We start from the raw sequence: 23,100 nt of genomic DNA, 5'->3' as shown, positions 1-23,100 counted from the left end.
CCTTTCCTGCCTTACTGCTACCGGCACTTAGTGCGCGGTCGGGGCTGCCGATGCGGATTTCGCCTCCAGCGCGGCCTGGGCAGCGGCGGCCTCTTCGGCCTCCTCGTCCCATTCGATCGGCTCAGGGCTGCCCACCAGTGCGTGTTTCAGCACTTCGGACACGTGGCTCACCGTGATGATCTCCAGACCTTCCTTCACGTTGTCGGGAATATCCGGCAGATCCTTGGCGTTTTCCTCGGGGATCAGCACCGTCTTGATGCCACCGCGCAGGGCTGCCAGCAGTTTTTCCTTGAGCCCGCCGATGGCCAGCGCATTGCCACGCAGAGTGACTTCGCCGGTCATGGCGATGTCCTTGCGCACCGGGATCCCGGTCAGCACCGACACGATGGAGGTCACCATGGCCAGACCCGCCGACGGGCCGTCCTTGGGCGTGGCACCTTCGGGCACGTGCACGTGGATGTCCCACTTGTCGAACTTGGGCGGCTTGATCCCCAGGTGCGGCGCAACCGAGCGTACATAGCTGGAAGCAGCCTCGATCGACTCCTTCATCACGTCGCCCAGCTTACCGGTGGTCTTCATGCGACCCTTGCCCGGCAGGCGCAGCGCCTCGATGGAGAGAAGCTCACCACCCACCGAGGTATAGGCCAGACCGGTCACGACACCGACCTGATCTTCCTTTTCAGCAAGACCAAAGCGGTATTTCGGCACGCCCAGGAACTCGTCGAGGTTGTCATGGGTGACCTTGACGCTCTCGGCTTCCTTCTTGACGATCTTGGTCAGCGATTTCCGCGCCACCTTTGCGATTTCACGCTCCAGGTTCCGCACGCCCGCCTCGCGGGTGTAGGTGCGGATGATGTCGGTCAGCGCCTCATCCGTCAGTTCGAATTCCTTGGCCTTGAGGCCGTGGTTCTTCACCTGCTTGGACACGAGGTGCTGCTTGGCGATTTCGCGCTTTTCGTCCTCGGTGTAGCCCGACAGCGGAATGATCTCCATCCGGTCCAGAAGCGGACCCGGCATGTTGTAGCTGTTGGACGTGGTCAGGAACATCACGTTCGAGAGGTCGTATTCCACCTCCAAGTAGTGGTCCACAAAGGTGGAATTCTGTTCCGGATCAAGCACTTCCAGCATCGCCGAGGCCGGGTCGCCCCGGAAATCCTGGCCCATCTTGTCGATCTCGTCGAGCAGGATCAGAGGATTAGTGGTTTTCGCCTTCTTCAGCGCCTGGATGATCTTACCGGGCATCGAGCCGATATAGGTCCGGCGGTGACCGCGGATCTCGGACTCGTCGCGCACGCCGCCAAGGCTGATGCGGATGAACTCGCGTCCCGTCGCCTTGGCAACCGATTTGCCAAGCGAGGTCTTACCCACACCCGGAGGGCCAACAAGGCACAGGATCGGCCCCTTCAGCTTGGCCGAGCGTTGCTGCACCGCCAGATATTCGACGATGCGTTCCTTGACCTTCTCAAGGCCGTAGTGGTCCTTGTCGAGGATATCCTGCGCGCGGTTCAGGTCTTTCTTCACGCGGGATTTGGTGCCCCACGGGATCGACAGCATCCAGTCCAGATAGTTGCGCACAACGGTGGCTTCGGCCGACATGGGCGACATGTTCTTGAGCTTCTTCAGCTCGGCATCGGCCTTTTCGCGGGCTTCCTTGGACAGCTTGGTCTCGGCGATTTTCTCTTCCAGCTCGGCCACTTCGCCCGAACCTTCCTCGCCATCGCCCAGCTCCTTCTGAATGGCCTTCATCTGCTCATTCAGATAGTACTCGCGCTGTGTCTTCTCCATCTGGGATTTGACGCGGGTCTTGATCTTCTTCTCGACCTGCAGGACAGACATTTCGCCCTGCATCAGGCCATAGACCTTTTCCAAACGTTCGCTGACCGAGAGGGTCTCGAGCAACTCCTGCTTGCGGTCCACCTCGATGCCGAGGTGACCGGCAACAAGGTCCGCCAGCTTCGCAGGCTCGGTGGTCTCGCCCACGGCGCTCAGCGCCTCTTCGGGGATATTCTTGCGCACTTTTGCGTAGCGTTCGAACTCATCACCAACGGTGCGCACCAGCGCCTCGGTGGTGGTGACGTCGCCGGGCATCTGGTTCAGCAGTTCGGCGCGGGCTTCGAAATAGCTGTCGTTTTCGAGGAAATCGGTGATCTTGACGCGGGTCTGGCCCTCGACCAGCACCTTGACGGTGCCATCGGGCAGCTTCAGCAGCTGCAGCACATTGGCCAGCACGCCGACGCGGTAGATGCCATCGCTTTCCGGATCGTCCTCTGAGGGGTCGATCTGGCTGGACAGCAGGATCTGTTTGTCATCGGCCATCACCTCTTCCAGGGCGCGTACCGATTTCTCCCGGCCGACAAACAGCGGCACGATCATGTGCGGGAACACCACGATGTCACGCAGCGGCAGCACGGGATAGGAAGAATTGAGTGGCTCTTGCATACTCGGTCCTTTTCTTTGGCAAGACGTCCAGGCCCCAGGTAGCGGCAGCCGCAGGCGTCTCCTCTTTGATCTGTTATCTGGTGCGGTTCAGCATGTATTTCAACCGCAGCGCCTCAATCTTTGCGCTCACATTGCCCCTGCAGGGCGGCGACCACAAGGGCGCAAATGCAGGAAGGGTGAGCAAATGGTGAAGGGGGCTGCGAGCTGCCCCCGGTTTGGGCCATGCGGGTCAATTCAGCGTCGCATCAGGGTGATGAATCCCCGCTCCATCCGCCCGCCCGGCCCGGTTTCAATATAGGTTCCGCTCATCCGTGTTTCATCGATCAGGAACAGGCGCACCTCCTGCCGCAAGACCTCTCCGGTACCGGTTGGACGCTCGGCCAGCAGGGTCAGCCTGATCAACTGATCGGCGCCGCAGGGCAGCGGCCCCAGAGACACCTCATCCAGGAACACCTCGGCATCATCCGGCAGATCGCCGCGGCCGACGCTTTCGGCGCGCAGCCCAGTGCCGGGCTTTAGTGGGCCCCGGTCCTGTACAGAGATCCCAATAAGCCCCAGCACCGGCGAATCCGCAACCAGCCTGCCATTGCGAAACCGCAGCGACAGGGTATCGCCGCTGCGTTGCGGCAGCGGCACCATCTCGATGCGCCCGCCGACAGCCGTCGACATCTCTCCCGGGCCTTTTTGAACGATCCACTGGCCGCGCAGCCCGGCAGAGCCACCTTTGACCAGATCCTCTAGCGGAATGCTGCAACCGTTAAGGCGCGGCGCCTTGAAGAAACTTGATGCCTCTGCCAGCGATCCTGGCGTGGTGTTATCCTGTGTCGCCTGCGCCTGAGCTGCCATCGAGCCGCCCATCAAGGCCGCAAAAGCCAGCGCCAGATACCACCTCATCACCATTCTCCCCTTTTGGCGGGAAACTAGCAAAAAGGTCTTCACAACTGGTGAACAAGGCATAACCGGTCACCACGCAGGTACAGGGCAATCAGCCCCCGCCTCTTACCCGGAAAAGGGTGGTCAGCGGTCTAATACCCCCCCGATTACACCGGCTCGATATCACCTTCAGCGCGGGTGTCGTGGAAGTCCTTCTGCCAGGCCTCGAACGTCCCCGCCGCAATCGCATCGCGCATGCCCTGCATGATCTCCTGAAAGTAATGCAGGTTGTGCCAGGTCAGCAGCATGCCCGAAATCATCTCGTTGGCGCGGAACACATGGTGCAGGTAAGCGCGGCAGTAGTTCGAGCAGGCCGGGCAGCTGCACTCTTCATCCAGCGGACGCGGATCATCCGCGTGCCGCGCGTTCTTGATGTTGACCACCCCGCGGCGGGTAAAGACCTGCCCGGTCCGGCCGGATCGCGACGGCAACACGCAATCCATCATATCGATGCCGCGCGCCACGGCGCCGACGATATCGTCGGGCTTGCCAACGCCCATCAGGTAGCGCGGCTTGTCCTGCGGCAGCATGTCCGGCGCGTAGTCAAGGCAGCCGAACATCGCCTCCTGCCCCTCGCCCACCGCAAGGCCACCCACCGCGTAGCCATCAAAGCCGATGTCGGTCAGCGCCTTGGCGCTTTCCTCGCGAAGGTCCTGTTCCAGCCCGCCCTGCATGATCCCGAACAGGGCATGACCGGGCCGGTCGCCAAACGCGTCCTTGGACCGCTCGGCCCAGCGCATCGACAGGCGCATCGACTCGGCAATGCGGTCGCGGTCCGCAGGCAACGCCGGGCATTCGTCGAAACACATCACGATATCGCTGCCCAAGAGCCGCTGGATCTCCATCGAGCGTTCTGGCGTCAGCTCGTGCCGGGAGCCGTCGATATGGCTTTTGAAGGTCACGCCCTTCTCGGTCAGCTTGCGAAGGCCCGCCAGCGACATCACCTGAAACCCGCCCGAGTCGGTCAGGATCGGACGCTGCCAGTTCATGAACTTGTGCAATCCGCCCAACCGGTCGATCCGCTCAGCCGTTGGACGCAGCATCAGGTGGTAGGTATTGCCCAGCAGGATGTCAGCGCCGGTGGCGCGCACGCTTTCCGGCATCATCGCCTTGACCGTCGCAGCGGTGCCAACGGGCATGAAGGCAGGCGTGCGAATGTCACCGCGCGGCGTCTGGATCACACCGGTGCGTGCTTTTCCGTCCTGCGCTTTCATTTCAAACTTGAAAAGCTCTGACATTTCGACTTCCTGCGTTAGTTCTGTCATCTGACGACCATAAGATTCCCCTAATGCCAAGGAGCCAAGCGCATGTCCACAGACGAGCACGCCGCAAAACTGACCCTCGGTTGGGAGGAATGGGTAAGCCTGCCGGGGCTTGGCCTGCCTGCAATGAAGGCCAAGGTCGACACCGGCGCCCGCACCTCTGCCTTGCATGCGACTGAAATCGAAACATTCGGACCGGCTGCCGCCCCCAAGGTACGCTTTACCGTCCACCCCGTGCCGGGGCAGGAAGGGCTGCGGATCCCCTGCTCTGCCGATATTATCGACCGGCGTGAGGTGACCTCCTCCAATGGCGAAAGCGAAATGCGCTATGTCATCTCAACCGATCTTGTGGTGGATGGCCACAGCTGGCCCATCGAAGTCACCCTCACCGATCGCAGCGGTATGACACTGCATATGCTTCTGGGTCGCCAGGCGCTGGGAGAGAACGTCGCGGTGGCACCTTCGGAACGGTTCTGCCAACCGGAACTAGACTATTCGGTCTATGCCTCGAAAAACATCCGCAAGGCCGCGCCGAACCGGGTGCTGCGCATTGCTGTGCTCAGCCGCGAGGATAATTTCTCCACCCGCCGACTGGTGGAAGAAGGCGAAAAACGAGGCCACACCGTCGAGGTCATCGACACCACACGCTGCTACATGGACATCAACGCGCTGGCGCCCGAAGTGCACTACGACGGCAAGCGTCTGCCGCGCTATGACGCGGTGATCCCGCGCATCGGCGCCTCGATCACCCAATATGGTACCGCCGTGCTGCGCCAGTTCGAGACCCTTGGCACCTTTTGCGTCAATGGCAGCGCTGGCATCACCGCAAGTCGCGACAAGCTGCACGCCCATCAGGTACTGGCACGTCAGAAGATCGGCATGCCCGAAACCGCCTTTGCCGCCTCGCCCAAGGATACAAAAAACCTGATCGACATCGTCGGAGGTGCCCCCCTGATCGTGAAACTGCTGGAAAGCACGCAGGGTAAAGGCGTGGTGCTGGCCGAAACCAAGAAGGCCGCCGAATCCGTGATCACCGCCTTTCGCGGCCTCAAGGCGAACTTCCTGGTGCAGCAATTCGTGAAAGAGGCCAATGGCGAGGATATCCGCTGTCTAGTGGTCGGCTCCAAGGTGGTCGCGGCAATGAAACGATCCGGCGCCGAGGGCGACTTCCGCTCCAATCTACATCTTGGCGGCAGCGCAGTCTCGGTCCGGATCAGCAAGGAAGAACGCGCCACAGCCGTCAAGGCCGCCAAGGCCTTTGGCCTCAATGTCGCGGGTGTCGACCTTCTGCGCTCGGAAAACGGGCCAAAGGTGCTGGAGGTCAATTCCTCGCCCGGGCTGGAAGGTATCGAGCGGACCTCGAAGAAAAACATTGCCGGGCTGATCTATGACGAGATCGAAGACCACGTGCGCCCCGCCCCCCTGCGGGTGCGCAAACAGGCGACGGCGCGCAAGTGATCCCACTGGCGGCGGCAGGGCTTGACCGCGCGCCGCCGCCACCCGATCTTGGTTCCATACCTTTCAGACAGGATTTCCAGTTATGAACGAAGATCAGATTACCGCCCTCTTGTCCGGCAGCCTGCTTTACATTCTCGGGGCGATCTTCCTGATCGTCGTCATTCTCAAAGGCGTCCGGATCGTTCCGCAGTCGGAAAAATTTGTCGTCGAACGTTTTGGCCGCCTGAAGTCGGTGCTTGGCCCGGGCATCAATTTCATCGTGCCCTTTCTGGATGCGGTCCGTCACAAGGTGTCGATCCTTGAACGGCAACTGCCGAACGCCAGCCAGGATGCGATCACTCGCGACAACGTGCTGGTAGAGATCGATACGTCGGTATTCTACCGCATCCTGGAGCCGGAAAAGACAGTCTACCGCATCCGGGATGTAGATGGTGCCATCGCCACCACCGTCGCCGGGATTGTTCGCGCTGAAATCGGCAAGATGGATCTGGATGAGGTGCAATCCAACCGCTCGCAGCTGATTGGCGAGATCAAGCGCAGCGTCGAAAGCGCCGTGGATGACTGGGGGATTGAAGTGACGCGCGCCGAGATCCTTGACGTGAACCTCGATCAGGCCACCCGCGATGCGATGCTGCAGCAGCTCAATGCCGAACGCGCGCGCCGGGCGCAGGTGACCGAGGCGGAAGGCAAGAAACGCGCGGTGGAACTCGCCGCCGATGCGGAACTGTATTCCGCCGAACAAACCGCCAAGGCCCGCCGCATTCAGGCTGATGCCGAAGCCTATGCGACCGGAGTGGTGGCCAAGGCGATTGCCGAAAACGGTCTGGAGGCGGCGCAGTATCAGGTGGCGCTGAAACAGGTGGAGGCGCTCAATACTCTTGGCGCAGGCACCGGCAGCCAGACCATCGTGGTCCCGGCGCAGGCGCTTGAGGCCTTTGGAGACGCCTTCAAGATGCTGAAAGGAAACAAGTAATGGCCGCTCCCTTCTGGGCACTCTGGTGGGTCTGGTGCGCTGCGGCGCTGGTACTTGGCATTCTGGAGGTGCTGGCGCCGGGCTTTGTCTTCCTCGGTTTTGCCATCGGCGCCCTTGGCGTCGGGGTACTGCTTCTTGCGATGGGCAGCGGCACCTTTGGCCTGCCTGTGCTGGTCTTCCTCTTTGCGGCGATATCGCTCATCGCCTGGCTTGTCCTGCGCCGCGCCTTTGCCCTGCCCCGAGGGCAGGTGAAGACCTTTGACACGGATATCAACGACTAGTCAAAAATCGCCTCTGCCATCTGCACCAGCGCGCAACTTCCCTGCGGTCCAAGACTGGACGCCGCTTGCCCTGTTCCCTATATAAACGGTCGGATAACCAGTCAGGGACCGATATGACCAACGCTTCCGAACCTCTTGAAGGGGCGCCGCTGATCGCGCCGTCTTCTGTTTCCCACCCGCTTTACGATGCGGTGGCAGACGCATGCCGTAGCGTCTATGACCCTGAAATCCCGGTCAATATCTACGAGCTGGGCCTGATCTACACCATCGACATCAACGAAGAAAACGACGTCAAGATCATCATGACCCTGACCGCGCCGGGCTGCCCCGTCGCTGGTGAGATGCCGGGCTGGATCGTCGATGCGATCTCGCCCGTACCCGGCGTTAAATCCGTCGATGTCGAACTGACCTGGGAGCCGCCCTGGGGCATGGAGATGATGTCGGACGAGGCGCGCCTGGAACTTGGGTTCATGTAACGCCTGCCCCGTGCATCATCACAATAGTTTCATGGGATCGCGGCGCGGGTGTTACCCGGCGCCGCGATTTTTGTTTCAAACCTGATTTTTCCGGAGAACCCCTTTGCGCCTTTCCTTTTCCCTTTCGGCCCTTACCCTGCCCGGCCTACTCCTGTCGCTTGCCGCCACTTCTGCTGTCGCCGAAACCGCCCTGACCTATGGCCCTCGCCCGGCCTATCTGGTCGACAAACTGCCCGCGGGCGCGCTGAAGGACCGGCTGCAGTCCTGCGCCGCGCAGGTGCCGCAGCGCACGGAATTCTCCATCGGCCATCGCGGCGCACCGCTGCTCTTTCCCGAACACACCGTCGAAAGCAATATGGCTGCCGCGCAGATGGGCGCCGGGATCCTTGAGTGCGACGTGACCTTTACCAAGGATCTGGAACTGGTCTGCCGCCATGCCCAGAACGATCTTCACACCACCACCGATATCCTGACCAGCGATCTGGCCGACACCTGCATCACCCCCTTCACCCCCGCAGGCGGCGGCGCGGACGCCAAGGCCGAGTGCCGCACCTCGGAGATCACGCTGGAAGAGTTCCGCAGCCTGACTCCCAAGATGGACAGCCGCGACAAGACGGCGAAGACCGCAGAAGCCTATCAGGGCGGCGTCGCCCCATGGCGCAGCACGCTCTATGTGGATGGCGCGCGCAGCATGACCCACGCTGAGTCCATCGCCCTGTTCCGCAGCATTGGCGCCAAGTTCACGCCCGAGTTGAAGGCACCGGCGGTGAAGATGCCCTTCAACGGATTCACGCAGGAAGACTACGCGCAGAAGCTGGTGGAAGAGTACAAATCCGCGAGCGTGCCAGCATCGGATGTCTGGCTGCAAAGTTTCGATCTCAGCGATGTCCTATATTGGATCGAGAACGAGCCGGAGTTCGGCGCGCAGGCGGTGTACCTCGATGACCGCTATTCCAAATCCGATGCCGATGAAGGCAAGGTGGATCCGTCCAACCCCGCGAGTTTCAAGCCGAGCATGCAGGAGCTGGCAGATATGGGGGTTAACTATATCGCACCGCCGATCTGGATGCTGCTGGCGCTGGAGGACGGGAAGATCGTGCCCTCCCCCTATGCCATCAAGGCGCGCGAGGCGGGGCTCAAGATCATCGCCTGGTCGATGGAGCGCTCTGGGCCGCTGACAAATGGCGGCGGTTGGTATTACCGGTCAGTGAAACCGGCGATCTCGGATGCTTCGGCCTATTATCAGGTGCTGGATGTTCTGGCACAGGATGTGGGCGTCTCCGGTGTCTTTTCCGACTGGCCCGCAACGGTGACCTATTACGCCAACTGCATGGACCTGTAGACAAAAAAACCGCCACCGCACAGGCACCTGTGCATCGCATCTGCCGCCGCCCCCTTGAGCCTGCCGCCGCAGGACCCTAGATTGAGGGTAACGCGCGAAACTGGAGACTTTCATGTTCGGTATCCCCGGCAAACAGGCTGTAACCATCACCCCGAAGGCTGCGGCGCAGATTTCAAAGCTGATGCAGAATGCGGGCCACGCGGGCCTGCGCATCGGCGTGAAAAAAGGCGGCTGCGCCGGCATGGAATACACCATGGAATACGTCGATGACGCCGATCCCAACGACGAGGTCGTGGAACAGGACGGCGCCCGGGTGATGATCGCACCGATGGCACAGATGTTCCTGTTTGGCACCGAGATCGACTATGAAACCACGCTGCTGGAAAGCGGGTTCAAGTTCAACAACCCCAACGTCGCCGAGGCCTGCGGTTGCGGCGAGTCGATCAGCTTCAAGGATATACCCGGCGCCTGAACTCAGACGACTGATCACCATAGATTACGGCATTCATTGCATGGGGCGGCTTCGGTCGCCCTTTTGTGTTTCCAATGGCCACGCCAGCGGCGTCTTGCACAATTGCTCCCTCTGACGCGGGGTGCTACCACCACGCCACAGAACAACAAGGGAAGCGACACATGCGGCGGAAACTGGCGGCGGGAAACTGGAAAATGAACGGCACCGGGGCAGAGCTGGTCGAGCTTGCTGCGCTGGCTGAAGGCCATCCGGCGCCGGATGGCACCGACATCCTGATCTGCCCCCCCGCAACGCTGCTGTCGCGCGCGGCGGACACCACCCGCGGCGGACCGGTACAAATCGGTGGTCAGGACTGTCACGCCGCGGCCTCGGGCGCGCATACCGGCGATCTGAGCGCTGCGATGCTGCTGGATGCAGGCGCGAGCGCGGTGATCCTGGGCCACTCTGAACGGCGCGCCGATCACGGTGAAACCGACGCCATCGTCCTTGCCAAGGCCGAAGCCGCCATGGCCGCCGGTCTGCTGGCCGTGGTCTGCCTTGGCGAGACGCTTGAAGAGCGCGAAGCCGGAGAAACCCTGTCGGTCGTCGGCACGCAGCTTGCCGGTTCGGTGCCGGAGGGCGCCAGCGGCGCCACACTGGTCGTCGCTTATGAACCGGTCTGGGCCATCGGCACCGGCAAGGTCCCAACTCTGGAGCAGATCGGCGAAGTGCACGATTTCCTGCGCGCCGAGCTGACGAGCCGCTTTGGCGCCGAGACCGCCGAAGGCATTCGCCTGCTTTACGGTGGCTCGGTGAAACCCGGCAATGCGGCCGAGATCTTTGCAGTGTCGAACGTGGACGGCGCCCTTGTCGGCGGCGCCAGCCTGACCGCCGCGGATTTCTCTCCGATCATCTCGGCTCTGGAGAACGCCTGACCAAGAGGCGCGGCCTCACACATCAGTGACAAGCCCGGCTCTGACGCAGAGCTGGGCTTTTTTACGGCCTTTGCTTCTAGACTCGCAGACGAAAATGGCGCCCCGATCTCCCGGGGCGCCCTCACTCGTACCAACTCTTACACAACTCGGTACTCGTGAATCTCTAGTTCGTTATAATCTCCGGCCCCATCAGCGCGTTCGGGATCATCGTGCTGAGCCATGGGATATAGGTCACCATGATCAAGAAGACGAAGAGCACCGCCAGGAACGGCAGGGCCGCCCGGACCACCGCCATCATCGGCATGCCCGCAACGCCGGAAGTGACAAAGAGGTTCAGGCCAACCGGCGGAGTGATCATGCCGATCTCCATGTTGACCACCATGATGATGCCCAGATGGATCGGGTCGATGCCCAGTTCGATTGCGATCGGGAACACCAGCGGCGCAACGATCACCAACAGGCCCGACGGCTCCATGAACTGACCGCCGATCAGCAGGATCACGTTCACAACAATCAGGAACATCACCGGGCCAAAGCCCGCCGACAGCATGGCATTGGCGATATGCTGCGGCACCTGCTCGTCGGTTAGTACATGTTTCAGGATCAGCGCGTTGGCGATCACGAACATCAGCGTCACGGTCAGCTTGCCCGCATCGAACAGCGCCCGTTTGGTGTCCTTGTGGAACCAGACCGACAGCAGCGCAAGCGGCGCCTGCAGGACGGTGCGGCGCGGGCGCACCTCGGTTCCCGCCAGCGGTCCCATGTCGCGGTAGACAAAGGTTGCCACCAGGAAAGCATAGACGGATGCCACGGCGGCGGCTTCGGTCGGCGTGAAGATCGCCCCTTCCTTGTAAAGCCCCAGTTCAGGCGAATACCACGGGTAGCCATAGATACCGACCATGATGATCACGATCAGGAACAGGCCCCAGAACGCCTCGCGGAAAGAGGCACCGACCTCGGCCCAGCCCGCCCAGTCGCCCTTGGGCATATCCTTGATCCGGGCGATCACATAGATCGTCACCATCAGCATCACCCCGGCCAAAAGGCCCGGAATGATACCGGCAAGGAACATCCGGCCAACCGAGACATCGACCGATGCCGCATAGACCACCATCACGATGGAGGGCGGGATCAGGATGCCAAGCGTGCCCGCGTTGCAGATCACACCGGCGGCGAACTCCTTGGAATAGCCCGCTTGGCGCATTGCTGCGATCACGATGGAGCCGATGGCCACCACGGTCGCCGGAGAAGAACCGGACAGCGCCGCGAACATCATGCAGGCAAAGACGCCAGCGATGGCGAGGCCGCCCTGAAAATGGCCGACGCAGGCAATCGAGAACCGGATGATCCGCTGCGCTACACCGCCGGTCGACATGAAGGTCGAGGCGAGAATGAAGAACGGGATGGCCAAGAGGGTGAAATGGCCTTCAAAGGCTTCGAACAATGTGCCGGCGACCGAGGCCAGCGAACTGTCCGAATAAACCAGCAGAAACAGGGTGGAGCTGAGGCCCAGCGAGACGGAGATCGGCACGCCGATCAGCATCAGGCCAACCACCATGGCAAAAAGCAGAACGACGTCCATCAGTTTTCTCCCCCCGTCTTTTCTCCGGTGGCGCGGGCGCGGGCCTCGTCCAACTCGTCCTCAACCTCGTGGCTGGCCACCAGCCGGTCTGCCTCACCGCGCCAGATACGCAGGGCAGCCTGCACAAAGCGGATCACAAGCAACAGCATCGACAGCGGCAGGATCAGATACGGCACCACTTTGGGCAGTTTTTCGTAGGAATCGCCGTAGTTGATCAGATCCTCCAGAAACCGGAAGATCCCCACCATCGGCACGTCCTGCACCTCGTAAAAGCTTTGGCTGCGGGCCTTCATGTCCAGCCCCGTCGGGAACCAGCGCCCCGAGGTCGGCGGCAGATCCGCAAACACCGCCCAGTAATCATAGGCGCCTTTCAGCAACAGCAGCGAAAACAGCAGGCAGGCGCCAACCGCGATCAGCCCCACAACGCGACGTGCAGGCGGCGCAAGCGTGTTGACGATGGCATCCACCCCCAGGTGCGCATGCGTCTTGACCGCGTAAGACGCCCCCAGCAGCACCAGCCAGGCAAAAAGGAACACCGTCAGCTCCAGCGCCCAGAGGATATTGGAGTTGAACACGAAACGCGCCACCACATTGGCAAAGGTGATCACTGTCATCAGCCCCAACAGCAGCGCGATCAGCGTTTCTTCCAGCGTATTGATGACCCCGGCCGGGCCGGTTCTTGCCCCCGACATGCCAGTCTCCCCTGCTATGTTGATAAAATGGTGCAGGCGGCGGATCCCCACGCCGCCTGCAAAACGGGGCGCAGCACTCATCCTTGGATGGCGCGCCCCGGGGTGCGGCTATCAGAAGCCTGCGTTGATCGCCTGTGCGGCGTCGATCTTGTCCTGACCCACGTCACCGGCGAACTGCGCCCAGACGGGTTTCATGGTGTCGACCCAGGACTGGCGCTGCTCGGCCGAGAGCTGACGCACGGTGCCACCGGCATCAATGATCGCCTGCTTGGCTGCTGCGTTGACCTTGGCGGATTCAGAGTTCCGCGCTTCGGTCACTTCCGACAGGATGGTCAGGAACTGGTCGCGTACTTCCGGCTCCAGGCTGTCCAGCCAGTCCACCGAGGTCACCACCAGATAGTCGATGATGCCGTGGTTGGTTTCGGTGATCCCGTCCTGCACTTCGAAGAACTTCTTGCCGTAGATGTTGGACCAGGTGTTTTCCTGACCATCGACAACACCCTGCTGCAGAGCGCCGTAGACTTCGGAGAAGGCCATTTTCTGCGGGCTGCCACCGATCGCTTCCATCTGCGCCACCAGCACGTCCGAGGACTGCACGCGGAACTTCAGGCCATTGGCGTCGGTCGGTTCGACCAGCGGTTTGTTGGCCGACATCTGCTTCATGCCATTGTGCCAGTAAGCCAGGCCCTGCAGGCCGCGGCGCTGCATCGAATCCAGCATCGCCTGACCGTTGTCGGACGCCTGGAAGGCGTCAACCGCATCGATGTTCTTGAACATGAACGGCAGGTCGAACAGGCGGAACTGTTTGGTGAATTTTTCGAACTTGGACAGCGACGGTGCGGCCAGCTGCACGTCACCCTGCAGCATCGCTTCGAGCACCTTGTTGTCATTGTAGAGGGTCGAGTTCGGATAGACCTCAAGGCACATGGTGCCGTTCATCTCTTCGTTGACACGCTTTTCCAGCAGCGTCGCGGCAATCCCCTTGGGGTGCTTGTCGGTGTTGGTGACGTGGCTGAACTTGACGACGATCTCGCCTTCTTCACAGGCCGCCTGAACGGCGCCAGCGGATACGGTCATCGCCAGAGCGGCGGCGGTAGCAGTCAGGAACTTCATGGTAGTCCTCCCAGATTTCTCTCCATAGCCCATGCGCAATGCACAGGCCCCGCGGGAAGGATCGCGAATCGCACTCTCTTGCTCAAGAATTGAGTCGCGATTCGGGTGATTTTGGATTTTTCACCAACATTTCAGACAGATGCGATGCGCCCGCAACTTGGGCGCAGATGCCTGATTTCTGAGCTGTGCGAAAACCCGCACAGCAGTTTGCGGCAGGTGTGCGGATTTCCGCACAAACTTTAACGCCCCCAATCACGCCCCGGAATCACGCATCAGAGGCGCGACGATAGTCCTCGGGGCGGATGCCATATCGGGCCAGTTTGTCGTAAAAGGTCTTGCGCGGCAGCTTCAGCGCCGCCGCCGCCGCCGAAGCGCGCCCGTTCTGGCGCCCCAGCGCCGCGATCAGCAAGGACCGCTCAACTTGCGCCATCTGTTCCGCCAGCCCCAGACCAGAGCCGACCGAGACCTCCTCGGGCATGCCAAGCACGAACCGCATGGCCGCCGACATCAGCGAGCGGGCATTGCCAGGCCAGTCCTGCGCCATCAGCATCGCCAGATGCTCCTGGCTGATCTCGGGCGCCGCGATGCCCGCCTGCTCGGCCGCTTGCGCCACGTAATGACGGAACAGAACCGGGATGTCCTCGGGCCGTTCAGCCAGCGATGGAATGCGCACCCGCATGCCATCCAAGCGATAAAACAGGTCAGCATTGAAGGCGCCGCTGGTGGCCAGCTGCGCCAGATCGCTGGTGGTCCCTGCGATCACCCGGGCGGCGACGCCCTGCTCCAGCCGTTCCAGAACCGCGTATTGCACCGCGTCGGCCATGGCCGGGATTTCATCCAGAAACAACGACCCGCCCGCTGCATCCTGGCACAGCGCATCAAAAGCTTCGATGGTCATCCCGGCGGCGGGTCGCTTCACAAAGGCGCCCTGCGCCCGCGGCGACATCAGGTGGATGACTTCGGCGACCTTGGAAACGCCACTGCCCGCCGGACCTGTCACCAGAACCTCGGCTCCGGTGGGCGCCACTGCGCGCACTCGCGTCCTGAGCTGCTCTGCCTGCGGGGAGGTGCCGAAAAGCATCCGCGCCGCCGGATCGCCCGCCTCCAGCTGGCGCTTCAGGCGTCTGTTTTCCAGCACCAGTGCCCGGGTCTTGCGCGCCCGCTCCAGCACCGAAAGAAGATCCCCCGGGGCGCAGGGTTTTTCCAGAAAATCAAAGGCGCCCTCGGACATCGCCCGCACCGCCATCGGAATGTCGCCTTCGCCGGTCAGCAGGATAACCGGCAGTTCGGCGTCGATCTCATGCGCATAAGTCAAAAGATGAAACCCGTCCCGCCCCGGCATGCGAATGTCCGACAGGATCACGCCATCGAATTCGGGAGTGATCAGATCCTTGGCCGCCACGAAAGAGCCAGCTGTCACCGCCTCCAGGTCGTTCAGCTCAAGCGTCTGCGACAGCGCCTCGCGCACCGCCGCATCATCATCCACGAGCAGTACCCGCCGGGTCATGCAGCTTCTTCCTCGCTCCAGGGGTCAAGTTCGACGGTAAAGACCGCACCATCGCTGCTGTTGCAGCCGCGGATGTGGCCACCGAAACTTTGCACCAACCCGTAAGAGATCGACAGCCCAAGGCCAAGCCCCTCGGCGCTGCCCACCGCCTTGGTAGAATAGAAGGGTTCGAACATCTTTTCCGGCTCCTTGATGCCCGGGCCGATGTCACGGACATGAACGCGCAGCCGGGCGCCAGTTTGCTGTGACGGCCATTCCAGCGCGATGCGGATCGCCCGCTGGTCCTGCTCCATCATGGCGTCGGCGGCGTTATTGATCAGGTTTACAAAAACCTGCGTCAGCCGCACCTCGCCGCCCCAGGCGTAGACCGGACCGGATGGCGCTGCCCAATGGAGCGCCACATGGTCCGTTTCCAGCCGCGCCGTGGTCAGTTCCACCGCCGCATTGATCACCTGCACCAGATCAACCCGCGCCATCGGTTCGCTTTCGTTGCGGGCAAAGGCCCGCAGGTTCTTGATGATCCGCGCCATGCGCTCGGCCATGCTGGAAATCCGGGTCAGATTTTCCGCCGCCCGCTCGGGCTTTTCCCGCTCAAGAAAGGCGGCGCCGTTTTCGGCATATTGCTGAATGGCCATCAGCGGCTGGTTCAGCTCGTGACTGATGCCCGCAGACATCTGCCCCAGCGCCGAGAGTTTCCCGGCCTGAACCAGATCTTCCTGCGCCTGTTTCAGCGCCGCTTCGGCCTCTTCGCGTTCGTGCACCTCGCGGCGCAGCTGAGTATTGATCACCTGCAGGGCCTGGGTGCGGGCCTCGACCCGGGTTTCCAGAATGACATTGGCCCGAGCCAGTGTCCGGCGCCGCTCGGTCGCTAGGAACAGGAGCGTGCCGAATGCAAGACACACCGCCGTCAGAGCCGCCGCCTGCAAGGCAGCGATACGCCGCGCCGGGGCGACATCCACCAGGATCTCTCCACGCAGTCCGATGACCGGCAGGTCCACTGTCAAATGCAACGCCTGCTGCGGCAGGTAGGAACTGCCGGACAGCTCCCAAACCTCATGCCCGCCGTGGTTTTCGACCGCGAAGGAAACCGGATCGCCTCCCTCGGCCGCGCTGCCCGGCAGCCGTTCGGTCCGGCGCCAGAACAGCAATTCCGGCCGGTTGGAGATAAACACCTCTTCGTTGCGGTTGGTGAAGAAGACCGCAGGCAAGGAGCCGCGCCAGGTCTGCTCCACATCCTGCACATCGGCCACGACCACAAGCGCCCCCAACACACCGCCGCCGGGTGCGAAACTGGGTGCGGCATAGAAATAGGCCCGCCGCCCCTCGGGCAGCAGCACCGCGTGACCGGTGCCAAGCGCGCCCTGCATGGCACGTTTGAAGTAGGGTTGATCGGCCACCGAACCTCCGGCGACCCCTTCGGCAAAGGCCAGCACCCGCCCCGAACGGTCTGCATAGAACACGTCGAGCGCCGCCGTCTTGTCCGCCACCTCGCGCAGGCGCCGGGCTGCCTCCTGCTGCCCAGCGGCCGTATCCAGCCCGTCCAGCACCGGGTGATCCGCCGTCAGAACCGCCAGTTCCTGGTAGATCTGCAACTGCGTGCTGACCCGGTCCGACGCCAATGCCAGATCCGCCGCGCTGCGCTCTGCCAGCGAGTCCAGCGCCTGCCGGTACCCATAGATCCAGACCGCAGCCGCCAGCCCTGCGACTGCACATGCAAATCCCAGCAATAGGCCCCAGCGCTGCCACATGGTTTGTTTGATCATCGATACTGCCTCATGCAGGCCAGACTATGAAACTCACCTTGCATTGACCAGCCGCCATGGCAAAAGTCGCCGCATGAAAACACTGCATCAGCCTCCGACCGATCCGGCCTTTGTGCAAGATCCCTATCCGTTCTACGCCAAAGCCCGCGACGCGGGCGCCCTGCACTATTGGCAGGACTACGACATGGTGGCAGCCTTTCGCAAATCGGCCGTTCACATGCTGCTGCGGGACCGCCGCTTCGGAAGGGAAATCCCCGCCGAAATGGCCACGCCCGGCCCGGCCCATCTGGCACCGTTTCTGGCTGTCGAGGCTCATTCGCTGCTGGACGCCGAACCGCCACGCCACACCCGCCTGCGCAAGCTGGTGATGCGGGCCTTTACCTCGCGCGCGATTACCGCGCTTGAGGCGGATATCGCCCAGCTGTGCCATGATCTGATCGATGCCTTTCCGGACCAGCCCTTTGATCTGTTGCAGGCCTATTGCACGCAGGTTCCGATCGTGACCATCTGCCGCCTGCTCGGCGTACCCGAGGAGATGGCGCCGCAGCTTCTGGATTGGTCGCACCGGATGGTGGCCATGTATCAGGCCGGGCGCACGGAAGAGACCGAGCATTCCGCAGCCGAGGCATCTGCCGCCTTTTCCGATTATCTGCGCAGCTATATCGATCAACGCCGCAGCGATCCGCAGGATGATCTGATCACCCGCCTGATTGCCGCCGAGGAAGCCGGGGACAGCCTGACCACGGATGAGCTGATCGGCACCTGCATCCTGCTGCTGAACGCGGGGCACGAAGCAACAGTGCACGCCCTTGGCAACGGGGTGAAGACGATGCTGGAACAGGGCTGGGATCCGGCCTGGCTGACCGAGGACGGGATCGACCAACTGGTCGAGGAAATCCTGCGCTATGATCCGCCGCTGCATATGTTCACCCGCTATGCCTATGAAGAGGCCGAGGTCTTCGGCCATACCTTCCAGCGCGGCGATCAGGTGGCGCTGCTTCTGGGTGCGGCCAACCGCGACCCGGCAGTGCTTGATGATCCAGAGGTCTTTAACCCCAGCCGCCCGGCCAAGACCAACACGTCCTTTGGGGGCGGACTGCATTTCTGCGTCGGCGCGCCGCTGGCACGGCTGGAAATGCGCATCGCGCTGCCCATCCTGTTCCAGCGCTGCCCCGATCTGCACCTGACAGAAAAACCCGAGTATTCAGACAGCTACCATTTTCATGGCCTCACCCGGCTGATGGTGAGCCGCTAATGGTCGGCGCCACCCGGCGCCGCCCTCCACTTCCCCTACTCCGCTGGCTCCAGCGGCAGCAGCGTGGTCGATTTGATTTCCTCCATCGACAGGAGCGCGGTCACATTGTGCACCCGTACCTCAGAAATCAGCGCCTGATAGAATTTGTCATAGGCCCGCGCGTTCTTCACCCGCACCTTCAGAATATAATCGATATCGCCGGCCAGCCGGTGCGCCTCCTGCACCTCGGGGCGGTCGCGTAGCGCCTGCAAGAAGGACGCCTGCCACTCCGCCTCGTGCTCAGAAGTGCGGATCAGCACAAAGAAACAAGCCTCGAACCCCAGCGCCTCGGCGTCCAGGATCACGGTCTGGCGACCGATAACCCCGGCCTCGCGCAGCTTGCGGATGCGATTCCAGACCGGGGTCTTTGAGCTGCCCACCTGCTTGGCGATTTCGTCCAGCGACTGGCTGGCGTCGCGTTGCAGCTCCGCCAGGATTTTCCGATCCGTGGCATCAATCCGCACTGTCATTCTAATTTTCCCTCTGCATCGAAACCTTGGTCACCAAGCCCCGAACCACGTGGAACATATGTCCTTATTTGGGCGGACGTATGGCGCTTAAATGGGAATATTTCCTATATTGAGGGTCAAGTCAAACACCAGAAATGAGGCGCCACATGTCCAGTTTTGCCCCGATCATTCCCTCTGCCAGCCCTGAGCGCGCAGATGGCATGTGCTGCCCCGCGCCGGGTCAGGTTGCCTTTGCCGGCTCTGGTCCGGGCGATCCCGATCTGCTGACTCTGAAGGTGCTGAAAGCGATGCAGGCCGCGGATGTGATCCTGTTCGACCGTCTGGTCAGCCCCGAGATCATGGCCCTTGCCGCCCCCGGCATCGCGCTGGAGGATGTCGGCAAGGAGGGCTTTGGCCCCTCCATGTCGCAAGAGGAGATCTGTGACCGTCTGGTGGCCCATGCCCGTGCGGGCCGCAAGGTGCTGCGGCTCAAATCCGGCGATCCCACCGTCTTTGGCCGCCTCGACGAAGAGCTTTCCGCCTGCGACGCCGCCGGGATCGGCTATCAGATCCTGCCCGGCATCACCGCCGCCTCTGCTGCGGTCGCCGCCATCGGTCAGAGCCTGACGCAGCGCGGGCGCAATTCCTCGGTCCGGTTCCTCACCGGGCACGACATGCGCGGTTTTGCCGATCACGACTGGACAGCCCTGGCGCGCCCCGGTGAGGTGGCCGCGATCTACATGGGCAAGAAGTCCGCGCGTTTCGTGCAGGGCCGTCTGATCATGCACGGCGCCGACCGGGCCACGCCGGTGACCATCGTCGAACATGCCTCCCGCGCCAACCAGCGCGTTCTGGAAACAACGCTGGACCGGCTGCCCGCCGATCTGGCTGCGGCAGGACTCTCCGGTCCGGCCCTTACCTTCCTCGGACTGGCGCCGCGTCAAAGCCTCGCCGCCCTGCCCGACCTCGCCTCTGACCTTACCTCCGATCTGAATATGGAGCTCGCCTGATGCCCCGTCCCTTTACGCCCAAAGTGATCACCGCGAATGACCTCCTTGAGGGCGACGTGATCTATTACACCGCCAAGGACAGCTGGAGCCGCTCGCTGAGCGAGGCCGAGCTGATCACCGACGAGGCCGAGGCGCAGCTGCGCCTGCTGGCCGCCGAACGCGATGCCCTCAACGTTGTCGGCATCTACCTGACCGATGCCAAACCCGGCGCGGATGGCCCTGAACCCGTCCACTTCCGCGAAGAATTCCGCCGCACCGGTCCCTCGAACTACGCCCATGGCAAACAGGAGGCTCTCTCCAATGTATAAGTATAACGACTTTGACGCCGCTTTTCTGGCTGAACGCAACGCCCAGTTCCGTGCCCAGGTAGAGCGCCGCATCGACGGCAGCCTGACCGAGGACGAGTTCAAACCCCTGCGCCTGATGAACGGCCTTTATCTGCAGCTGCACGCCTATATGCTGCGCGTGGCGATCCCCTATGGCACGCTGAGCAGCGCCCAGATGCGCCAGCTCGCGCTATTGGCCGAAAAGTGGGACAAGGGCTATGGTCATTTCACCACCCGTCAGAACATCCAGTACAACTGGCCGACCCTGAAGGACGTGCCGGACATGCTGGACGCGCTGGCCGAAGTGGGCCTGCACGCGATCCAGACCTCGGGCAACACCGTACGCAACGTGACCTCGGATCACTTTGCCGCCGCCGCCAAGAGTGAGCTGGAAGATCCGCGCCCCTATGCCGAATTGATCCGGCAATGGTCCACCGACCACCCGGAATTCCAGTTCCTGGGCCGCAAGTTCAAGATCGCGGTGACTGGCGCCGAAGAGGACCGCGCCGTGACCCGCGCTCATGACATCGGGCTGCGCATGGTCTCCCGTGAGGGTGAGACCGGGTTCGAGGTGATCGTGGGTGGTGGCCTTGGCCGCACGCCAATGATCGGCAAGGTGCTGCGGGAGTTCCTGCCCAAGGCGGACCTGCTGCCCTATCTTGAGGCGGTGCTGAGCGTCTACAACCTGCTGGGGCGGCGCGACAACAAGTACAAGGCCCGGATCAAGATCACCGTGCAGGAGAACGGCATCGACAAGATCCGTGCCCTGGTCGAAGAGCGCTTTATCGAGCGCCGCGCCCAGTTCAACGGCGCCGATCAGGAGTTGCTGGAAGAGATCAAGGCACATTTCACGCCCCCCGCCCTGCGCAGCGGCGACACTGCGGCCTATGATGCGGCCTATGACAACGATCCGGTGTTCCGCGCCTGGGCCGACACCAACCTGTCGGCGCATCGCAACGAAGACCACGCCATCGTCACCATCTCGGTCAAGGCGCATGGCGCCACCCCCGGCGATGCCACTGCCGAACACATGCGGGTGATGGCGGATCTGGCGCAGGAATTCGGCTATGACGAGCTGCGCATCAGCCACCAGCAGAACGTGATCCTGCCGCATGTTCTGAAATCGGACCTGCCCGCGATCCATGCCCGCCTGAAAGAGGTCGGCCTTGCGACCGCCAACATTGGCCTGATCTCGGATATCATCGCCTGCCCCGGCATGGATTACTGCGCCCTCGCCACCGCCCGCTCGATCCCGGTTGCGCAGGATATCGCAACCCGGTTCGAAGAGCTGAAGCTGGAGCACGACGTGGGCCACCTGCAGATCAAGATCTCGGGCTGCATCAATGCCTGCGGCCACCACCACGTCGGCCATATCGGCATTCTGGGTCTGGATCGCGCCGGGGTAGAGAACTACCAGATCACCCTTGGCGGTGATGCCACCGAAACGGCGGCCATCGGCACCCGCACCGGCCCCGGTTTCGCCTATGACGAGATCGTTCCGGCGGTGGAGCGTCTGATCGGCGCCTATCTGGAACTGCGGACCGATGAAGGTGAGACCTTCATCGAGACCTACCGCCGCGTCGGGATGGAACCGTTCAAAGCCGTGCTTTATCCCGAAGCCCGCAAAAAGGTGGCCTAGAGCGATGCTGAAGCTCGCAGAGAGCAGCCCCAATGGGGCTGCACCGGACACCGCCCTGGCGGAAAAGGTGGAGATGCTGAATGCCCGCTACCGGCATCATTCAGCCACCGCCGTGATGCAGGGCGCCCTGCAGGATGCCGGGCAGATCGCCCTGGTTTCCAGCTTTGGCGCGGAATCGGTTGTGCTGCTGCATATGGCGGCGGTGATCGATCCCGCCGTGCCGGTACTGTTCGTGGATACCGAGCTGCTGTTCACCGAAACGCTGGTCTATCAGCAGGAGGTGAGCGAGCGCCTTGGCCTGCGCAACGTGCAGGTTATCCGCGCCGAGGATATCGCCGAAAAAGACCCCTATGGCGCCTTGCGGTTCTCGGACACCGACGCCTGCTGCCACCTGCGCAAGACCGTGCCGCTGCAAAACGCACTGTCGGGCTATGACGGCTGGATCACCGGACGCAAACGGTTCCAGTCCGGCAGCCGCGCCGCGCTCGACTTTTTCGAGGTCGAGGACGGCACCGGACGCATCAAGGTGAACCCGCTGGCCCATTGGGCGCCCGAGGACGTGCGCGCCTACATGGAAGAAAACCGCCTGCCGCGCCATCCGCTGGTGGCGCAGGGCTACCCGTCGATCGGTTGCGCCCCCTGCACCTCGAAGGTGGCAGAAGGCGAAGACCCCCGCGCCGGACGCTGGCGCGATCAGAACAAGGAAGAATGCGGCATCCACATCGTGGATGGCAAACTCACCCGCAAAGGAGCTGACCCCAAATGACTGTAATTGTGACCGACACCGGATTTGGCCCCGACAGCTGGCAGGCCGGCTACGAGGGTGAAAACGCGCTGGACCTGCAGCCCGATGCGGATCTGGCCCCCTTGTCGAACCGCATCCCCGGCTGCGAGATGATCCGTATTCATTTCCCCAGCTTTGCCGACGGCCGCGGCTTCACCCTGGCGCGGCAATTGCGGCAGATGGGTTATACCGGGCGGCTCCGGGCCTATGGTCACGTGCTGGCGGATCAATACGCCATGGCGCGGCGCAGCGGCTTTGACGAGGTCGAGATCGATGATGATCTGGCCGCCCGTCAGCCCGAGGATCAGTGGCTGGCCCGGGCAAACTGGCAGGCGCACGACTATCAGGCACGTCTGGGACGCGGCCGGGCCGCCCGCTGAGACGGGCCTGA

Annotated in this window: 22 protein-coding genes; 13 read left to right on the top strand and 9 right to left on the bottom strand. The window is 62.4% G+C overall.

From position 1 onward, the window contains the following. Positions 1–27: 27 nt before the first annotated feature. From lon to tgt, 3 genes are all read right to left on the bottom strand, one after another. Positions 28–2,439: an endopeptidase La gene (gene lon / locus SM765_RS00995; RefSeq protein WP_065273210.1), complete on the bottom strand. Its 2,412-nt coding sequence runs from the start codon at positions 2,437–2,439 to the stop codon at positions 28–30. Positions 2,440–2,673: 234 nt separating this feature from the next. Beyond that, on the bottom strand, positions 2,674–3,333 hold the full coding sequence (locus SM765_RS00990; protein WP_274836780.1) for a hypothetical protein: 660 nt from the start codon (positions 3,331–3,333) through the stop codon (positions 2,674–2,676). 146 nt (positions 3,334–3,479) lie between these two features. Then, entirely contained in the window at positions 3,480–4,610 is a 1,131-nt protein-coding gene (gene tgt / locus SM765_RS00985) for a tRNA guanosine(34) transglycosylase Tgt (RefSeq protein WP_274836779.1), read from the bottom strand. Between the two features lie 69 nt (positions 4,611–4,679). On the opposite strand from tgt, the gene rimK reads away from it, so the two are divergent. The 7 genes from rimK (at position 4,680) to tpiA (ending at position 10,550) form a co-directional block, all read left to right on the top strand. Further along, complete coding sequence (gene rimK, locus SM765_RS00980) at positions 4,680–6,092, top strand: 30S ribosomal protein S6--L-glutamate ligase (protein ID WP_274831893.1); 1,413 nt, start codon at positions 4,680–4,682, stop codon at positions 6,090–6,092. Positions 6,093–6,174: 82 nt separating this feature from the next. Further along, entirely contained in the window at positions 6,175–7,065 is an 891-nt protein-coding gene (locus SM765_RS00975) for an SPFH domain-containing protein (protein ID WP_274833639.1), read from the top strand. Then, on the top strand, positions 7,065–7,346 hold the full coding sequence (locus SM765_RS00970) for an NfeD family protein (RefSeq protein WP_065273206.1): 282 nt from the start codon (positions 7,065–7,067) through the stop codon (positions 7,344–7,346). The genes SM765_RS00975 and SM765_RS00970 overlap by 1 nt, the downstream gene beginning before the upstream one ends. 113 nt (positions 7,347–7,459) lie before the next feature. Next, a complete protein-coding gene (locus tag SM765_RS00965) occupies positions 7,460–7,822 on the top strand; it encodes an SUF system Fe-S cluster assembly protein (RefSeq protein WP_065273205.1) in 363 nt (120 codons plus the stop codon). A gap of 103 nt (positions 7,823–7,925) precedes the next feature. After that, positions 7,926–9,164 carry a glycerophosphodiester phosphodiesterase family protein gene (locus SM765_RS00960; protein ID WP_274836778.1) on the top strand — a complete coding sequence of 413 codons (1,239 nt, stop codon included), beginning with the start codon at positions 7,926–7,928 and terminating at the stop codon, positions 9,162–9,164. Positions 9,165–9,276: 112 nt separating this feature from the next. Then, positions 9,277–9,636 carry a HesB/IscA family protein gene (locus tag SM765_RS00955; protein ID WP_274836777.1) on the top strand — a complete coding sequence of 120 codons (360 nt, stop codon included), beginning with the start codon at positions 9,277–9,279 and terminating at the stop codon, positions 9,634–9,636. Between the two features lie 161 nt (positions 9,637–9,797). Beyond that, on the top strand, positions 9,798–10,550 hold the full coding sequence (gene tpiA, locus SM765_RS00950; RefSeq protein ID WP_274836776.1) for a triose-phosphate isomerase: 753 nt from the start codon (positions 9,798–9,800) through the stop codon (positions 10,548–10,550). A gap of 163 nt (positions 10,551–10,713) precedes the next feature. Here the strand turns inward: tpiA and SM765_RS00945 are convergent, their stop codons facing one another. From SM765_RS00945 to SM765_RS00925, 5 genes are all read right to left on the bottom strand, one after another. Then, positions 10,714–12,132, bottom strand: coding sequence for a TRAP transporter large permease (locus tag SM765_RS00945; protein WP_274828695.1), 1,419 nt, complete (start codon positions 12,130–12,132; stop codon positions 10,714–10,716). Further along, the gene (locus SM765_RS00940) at positions 12,132–12,824 is read right to left on the bottom strand and encodes a TRAP transporter small permease (protein WP_065273801.1); all 693 of its coding nucleotides are present in this window, start codon (positions 12,822–12,824) and stop codon (positions 12,132–12,134) included. Before SM765_RS00940 ends, SM765_RS00945 begins: the two co-directional genes overlap by 1 nt. Positions 12,825–12,935: 111 nt before the next feature. Further along, positions 12,936–13,937, bottom strand: coding sequence for a DctP family TRAP transporter solute-binding subunit (locus tag SM765_RS00935; protein ID WP_274836775.1), 1,002 nt, complete (start codon positions 13,935–13,937; stop codon positions 12,936–12,938). Positions 13,938–14,202: 265 nt separating this feature from the next. Beyond that, positions 14,203–15,444, bottom strand: coding sequence for a sigma-54-dependent transcriptional regulator (locus SM765_RS00930; protein WP_065273200.1), 1,242 nt, complete (start codon positions 15,442–15,444; stop codon positions 14,203–14,205). Beyond that, a complete protein-coding gene (locus tag SM765_RS00925; protein WP_274831888.1) occupies positions 15,441–17,207 on the bottom strand; it encodes an ATP-binding protein in 1,767 nt (588 codons plus the stop codon). The genes SM765_RS00930 and SM765_RS00925 overlap by 4 nt, the downstream gene beginning before the upstream one ends. A gap of 73 nt (positions 17,208–17,280) precedes the next feature. Here SM765_RS00925 and SM765_RS00920 point away from each other — a divergent pair, with 73 nt between their 5' ends. Further along, entirely contained in the window at positions 17,281–18,462 is a 1,182-nt protein-coding gene (locus SM765_RS00920) for a cytochrome P450 (RefSeq protein WP_274836774.1), read from the top strand. 35 nt (positions 18,463–18,497) lie between these two features. Here SM765_RS00920 and SM765_RS00915 read toward each other — a convergent pair whose 3' ends face one another. Then, positions 18,498–18,971, bottom strand: coding sequence for an Lrp/AsnC family transcriptional regulator (locus tag SM765_RS00915; RefSeq protein ID WP_065273197.1), 474 nt, complete (start codon positions 18,969–18,971; stop codon positions 18,498–18,500). A gap of 146 nt (positions 18,972–19,117) precedes the next feature. On the opposite strand from SM765_RS00915, the gene cobA reads away from it, so the two are divergent. From cobA to SM765_RS00890, 5 genes are read left to right on the top strand one after another with little or no spacing between them, the layout of a single operon-like run. Then, positions 19,118–19,960, top strand: a complete 843-nt coding sequence (gene cobA / locus SM765_RS00910; protein WP_425537292.1) for a uroporphyrinogen-III C-methyltransferase — start codon at positions 19,118–19,120, stop codon at positions 19,958–19,960. Beyond that, positions 19,960–20,268: a DUF2849 domain-containing protein gene (locus tag SM765_RS00905; protein WP_274831886.1), complete on the top strand. Its 309-nt coding sequence runs from the start codon at positions 19,960–19,962 to the stop codon at positions 20,266–20,268. Before cobA ends, SM765_RS00905 begins: the two co-directional genes overlap by 1 nt. Then, positions 20,261–21,925 (top strand): nitrite/sulfite reductase, encoded by a 1,665-nt coding sequence (locus SM765_RS00900; protein WP_274836773.1) that lies wholly within the window; start codon positions 20,261–20,263, stop codon positions 21,923–21,925. The genes SM765_RS00905 and SM765_RS00900 overlap by 8 nt, the downstream gene beginning before the upstream one ends. Positions 21,926–21,929: 4 nt before the next feature. After that, entirely contained in the window at positions 21,930–22,691 is a 762-nt protein-coding gene (locus SM765_RS00895; protein ID WP_274828706.1) for a phosphoadenylyl-sulfate reductase, read from the top strand. Beyond that, positions 22,688–23,089, top strand: coding sequence for a DUF934 domain-containing protein (locus tag SM765_RS00890; protein WP_065273193.1), 402 nt, complete (start codon positions 22,688–22,690; stop codon positions 23,087–23,089). The genes SM765_RS00895 and SM765_RS00890 overlap by 4 nt, the downstream gene beginning before the upstream one ends. The last annotated feature ends 11 nt before the right edge of the window (positions 23,090–23,100 follow it).

The organism is Pseudophaeobacter sp. 1A09344 (assembly GCF_041008745.1).
Lineage (GTDB): Bacteria > Pseudomonadota > Alphaproteobacteria > Rhodobacterales > Rhodobacteraceae > Phycobacter > Phycobacter gallaeciensis_A.
This window is presented reverse-complemented; position numbering and strand designations above follow the sequence as displayed.

Excerpts from the sequence above, each read along its gene's own strand:
- lon (WP_065273210.1), bottom strand. The coding sequence starts at position 2,439 with ATGCAAGAGCCACTCAATTCTTCCTATCCCGTGCTGCCGCTGCGTGAC.
- SM765_RS00990 (WP_274836780.1), bottom strand. The coding sequence starts at position 3,333 with ATGAGGTGGTATCTGGCGCTGGCTTTTGCGGCCTTGATGGGCGGCTCG.
- tgt (WP_274836779.1), bottom strand. The coding sequence starts at position 4,610 with ATGTCAGAGCTTTTCAAGTTTGAAATGAAAGCGCAGGACGGAAAAGCA.
- rimK (WP_274831893.1), top strand. The coding sequence starts at position 4,680 with ATGTCCACAGACGAGCACGCCGCAAAACTGACCCTCGGTTGGGAGGAA.
- SM765_RS00975 (WP_274833639.1), top strand. The coding sequence starts at position 6,175 with ATGAACGAAGATCAGATTACCGCCCTCTTGTCCGGCAGCCTGCTTTAC.
- SM765_RS00970 (WP_065273206.1), top strand. The coding sequence starts at position 7,065 with ATGGCCGCTCCCTTCTGGGCACTCTGGTGGGTCTGGTGCGCTGCGGCG.
- SM765_RS00965 (WP_065273205.1), top strand. The coding sequence starts at position 7,460 with ATGACCAACGCTTCCGAACCTCTTGAAGGGGCGCCGCTGATCGCGCCG.
- SM765_RS00955 (WP_274836777.1), top strand. The coding sequence starts at position 9,277 with ATGTTCGGTATCCCCGGCAAACAGGCTGTAACCATCACCCCGAAGGCT.
- tpiA (WP_274836776.1), top strand. The coding sequence starts at position 9,798 with ATGCGGCGGAAACTGGCGGCGGGAAACTGGAAAATGAACGGCACCGGG.
- SM765_RS00945 (WP_274828695.1), bottom strand. The coding sequence starts at position 12,132 with ATGGACGTCGTTCTGCTTTTTGCCATGGTGGTTGGCCTGATGCTGATC.
- SM765_RS00940 (WP_065273801.1), bottom strand. The coding sequence starts at position 12,824 with ATGTCGGGGGCAAGAACCGGCCCGGCCGGGGTCATCAATACGCTGGAA.
- SM765_RS00935 (WP_274836775.1), bottom strand. The coding sequence starts at position 13,937 with ATGAAGTTCCTGACTGCTACCGCCGCCGCTCTGGCGATGACCGTATCC.
- SM765_RS00930 (WP_065273200.1), bottom strand. The coding sequence starts at position 15,444 with ATGACCCGGCGGGTACTGCTCGTGGATGATGATGCGGCGGTGCGCGAG.
- SM765_RS00925 (WP_274831888.1), bottom strand. The coding sequence starts at position 17,207 with ATGATCAAACAAACCATGTGGCAGCGCTGGGGCCTATTGCTGGGATTT.
- SM765_RS00920 (WP_274836774.1), top strand. The coding sequence starts at position 17,281 with ATGAAAACACTGCATCAGCCTCCGACCGATCCGGCCTTTGTGCAAGAT.
- SM765_RS00915 (WP_065273197.1), bottom strand. The coding sequence starts at position 18,971 with ATGACAGTGCGGATTGATGCCACGGATCGGAAAATCCTGGCGGAGCTG.
- cobA (WP_425537292.1), top strand. The coding sequence starts at position 19,118 with ATGTCCAGTTTTGCCCCGATCATTCCCTCTGCCAGCCCTGAGCGCGCA.
- SM765_RS00905 (WP_274831886.1), top strand. The coding sequence starts at position 19,960 with ATGCCCCGTCCCTTTACGCCCAAAGTGATCACCGCGAATGACCTCCTT.
- SM765_RS00900 (WP_274836773.1), top strand. The coding sequence starts at position 20,261 with ATGTATAAGTATAACGACTTTGACGCCGCTTTTCTGGCTGAACGCAAC.
- SM765_RS00895 (WP_274828706.1), top strand. The coding sequence starts at position 21,930 with ATGCTGAAGCTCGCAGAGAGCAGCCCCAATGGGGCTGCACCGGACACC.
- SM765_RS00890 (WP_065273193.1), top strand. The coding sequence starts at position 22,688 with ATGACTGTAATTGTGACCGACACCGGATTTGGCCCCGACAGCTGGCAG.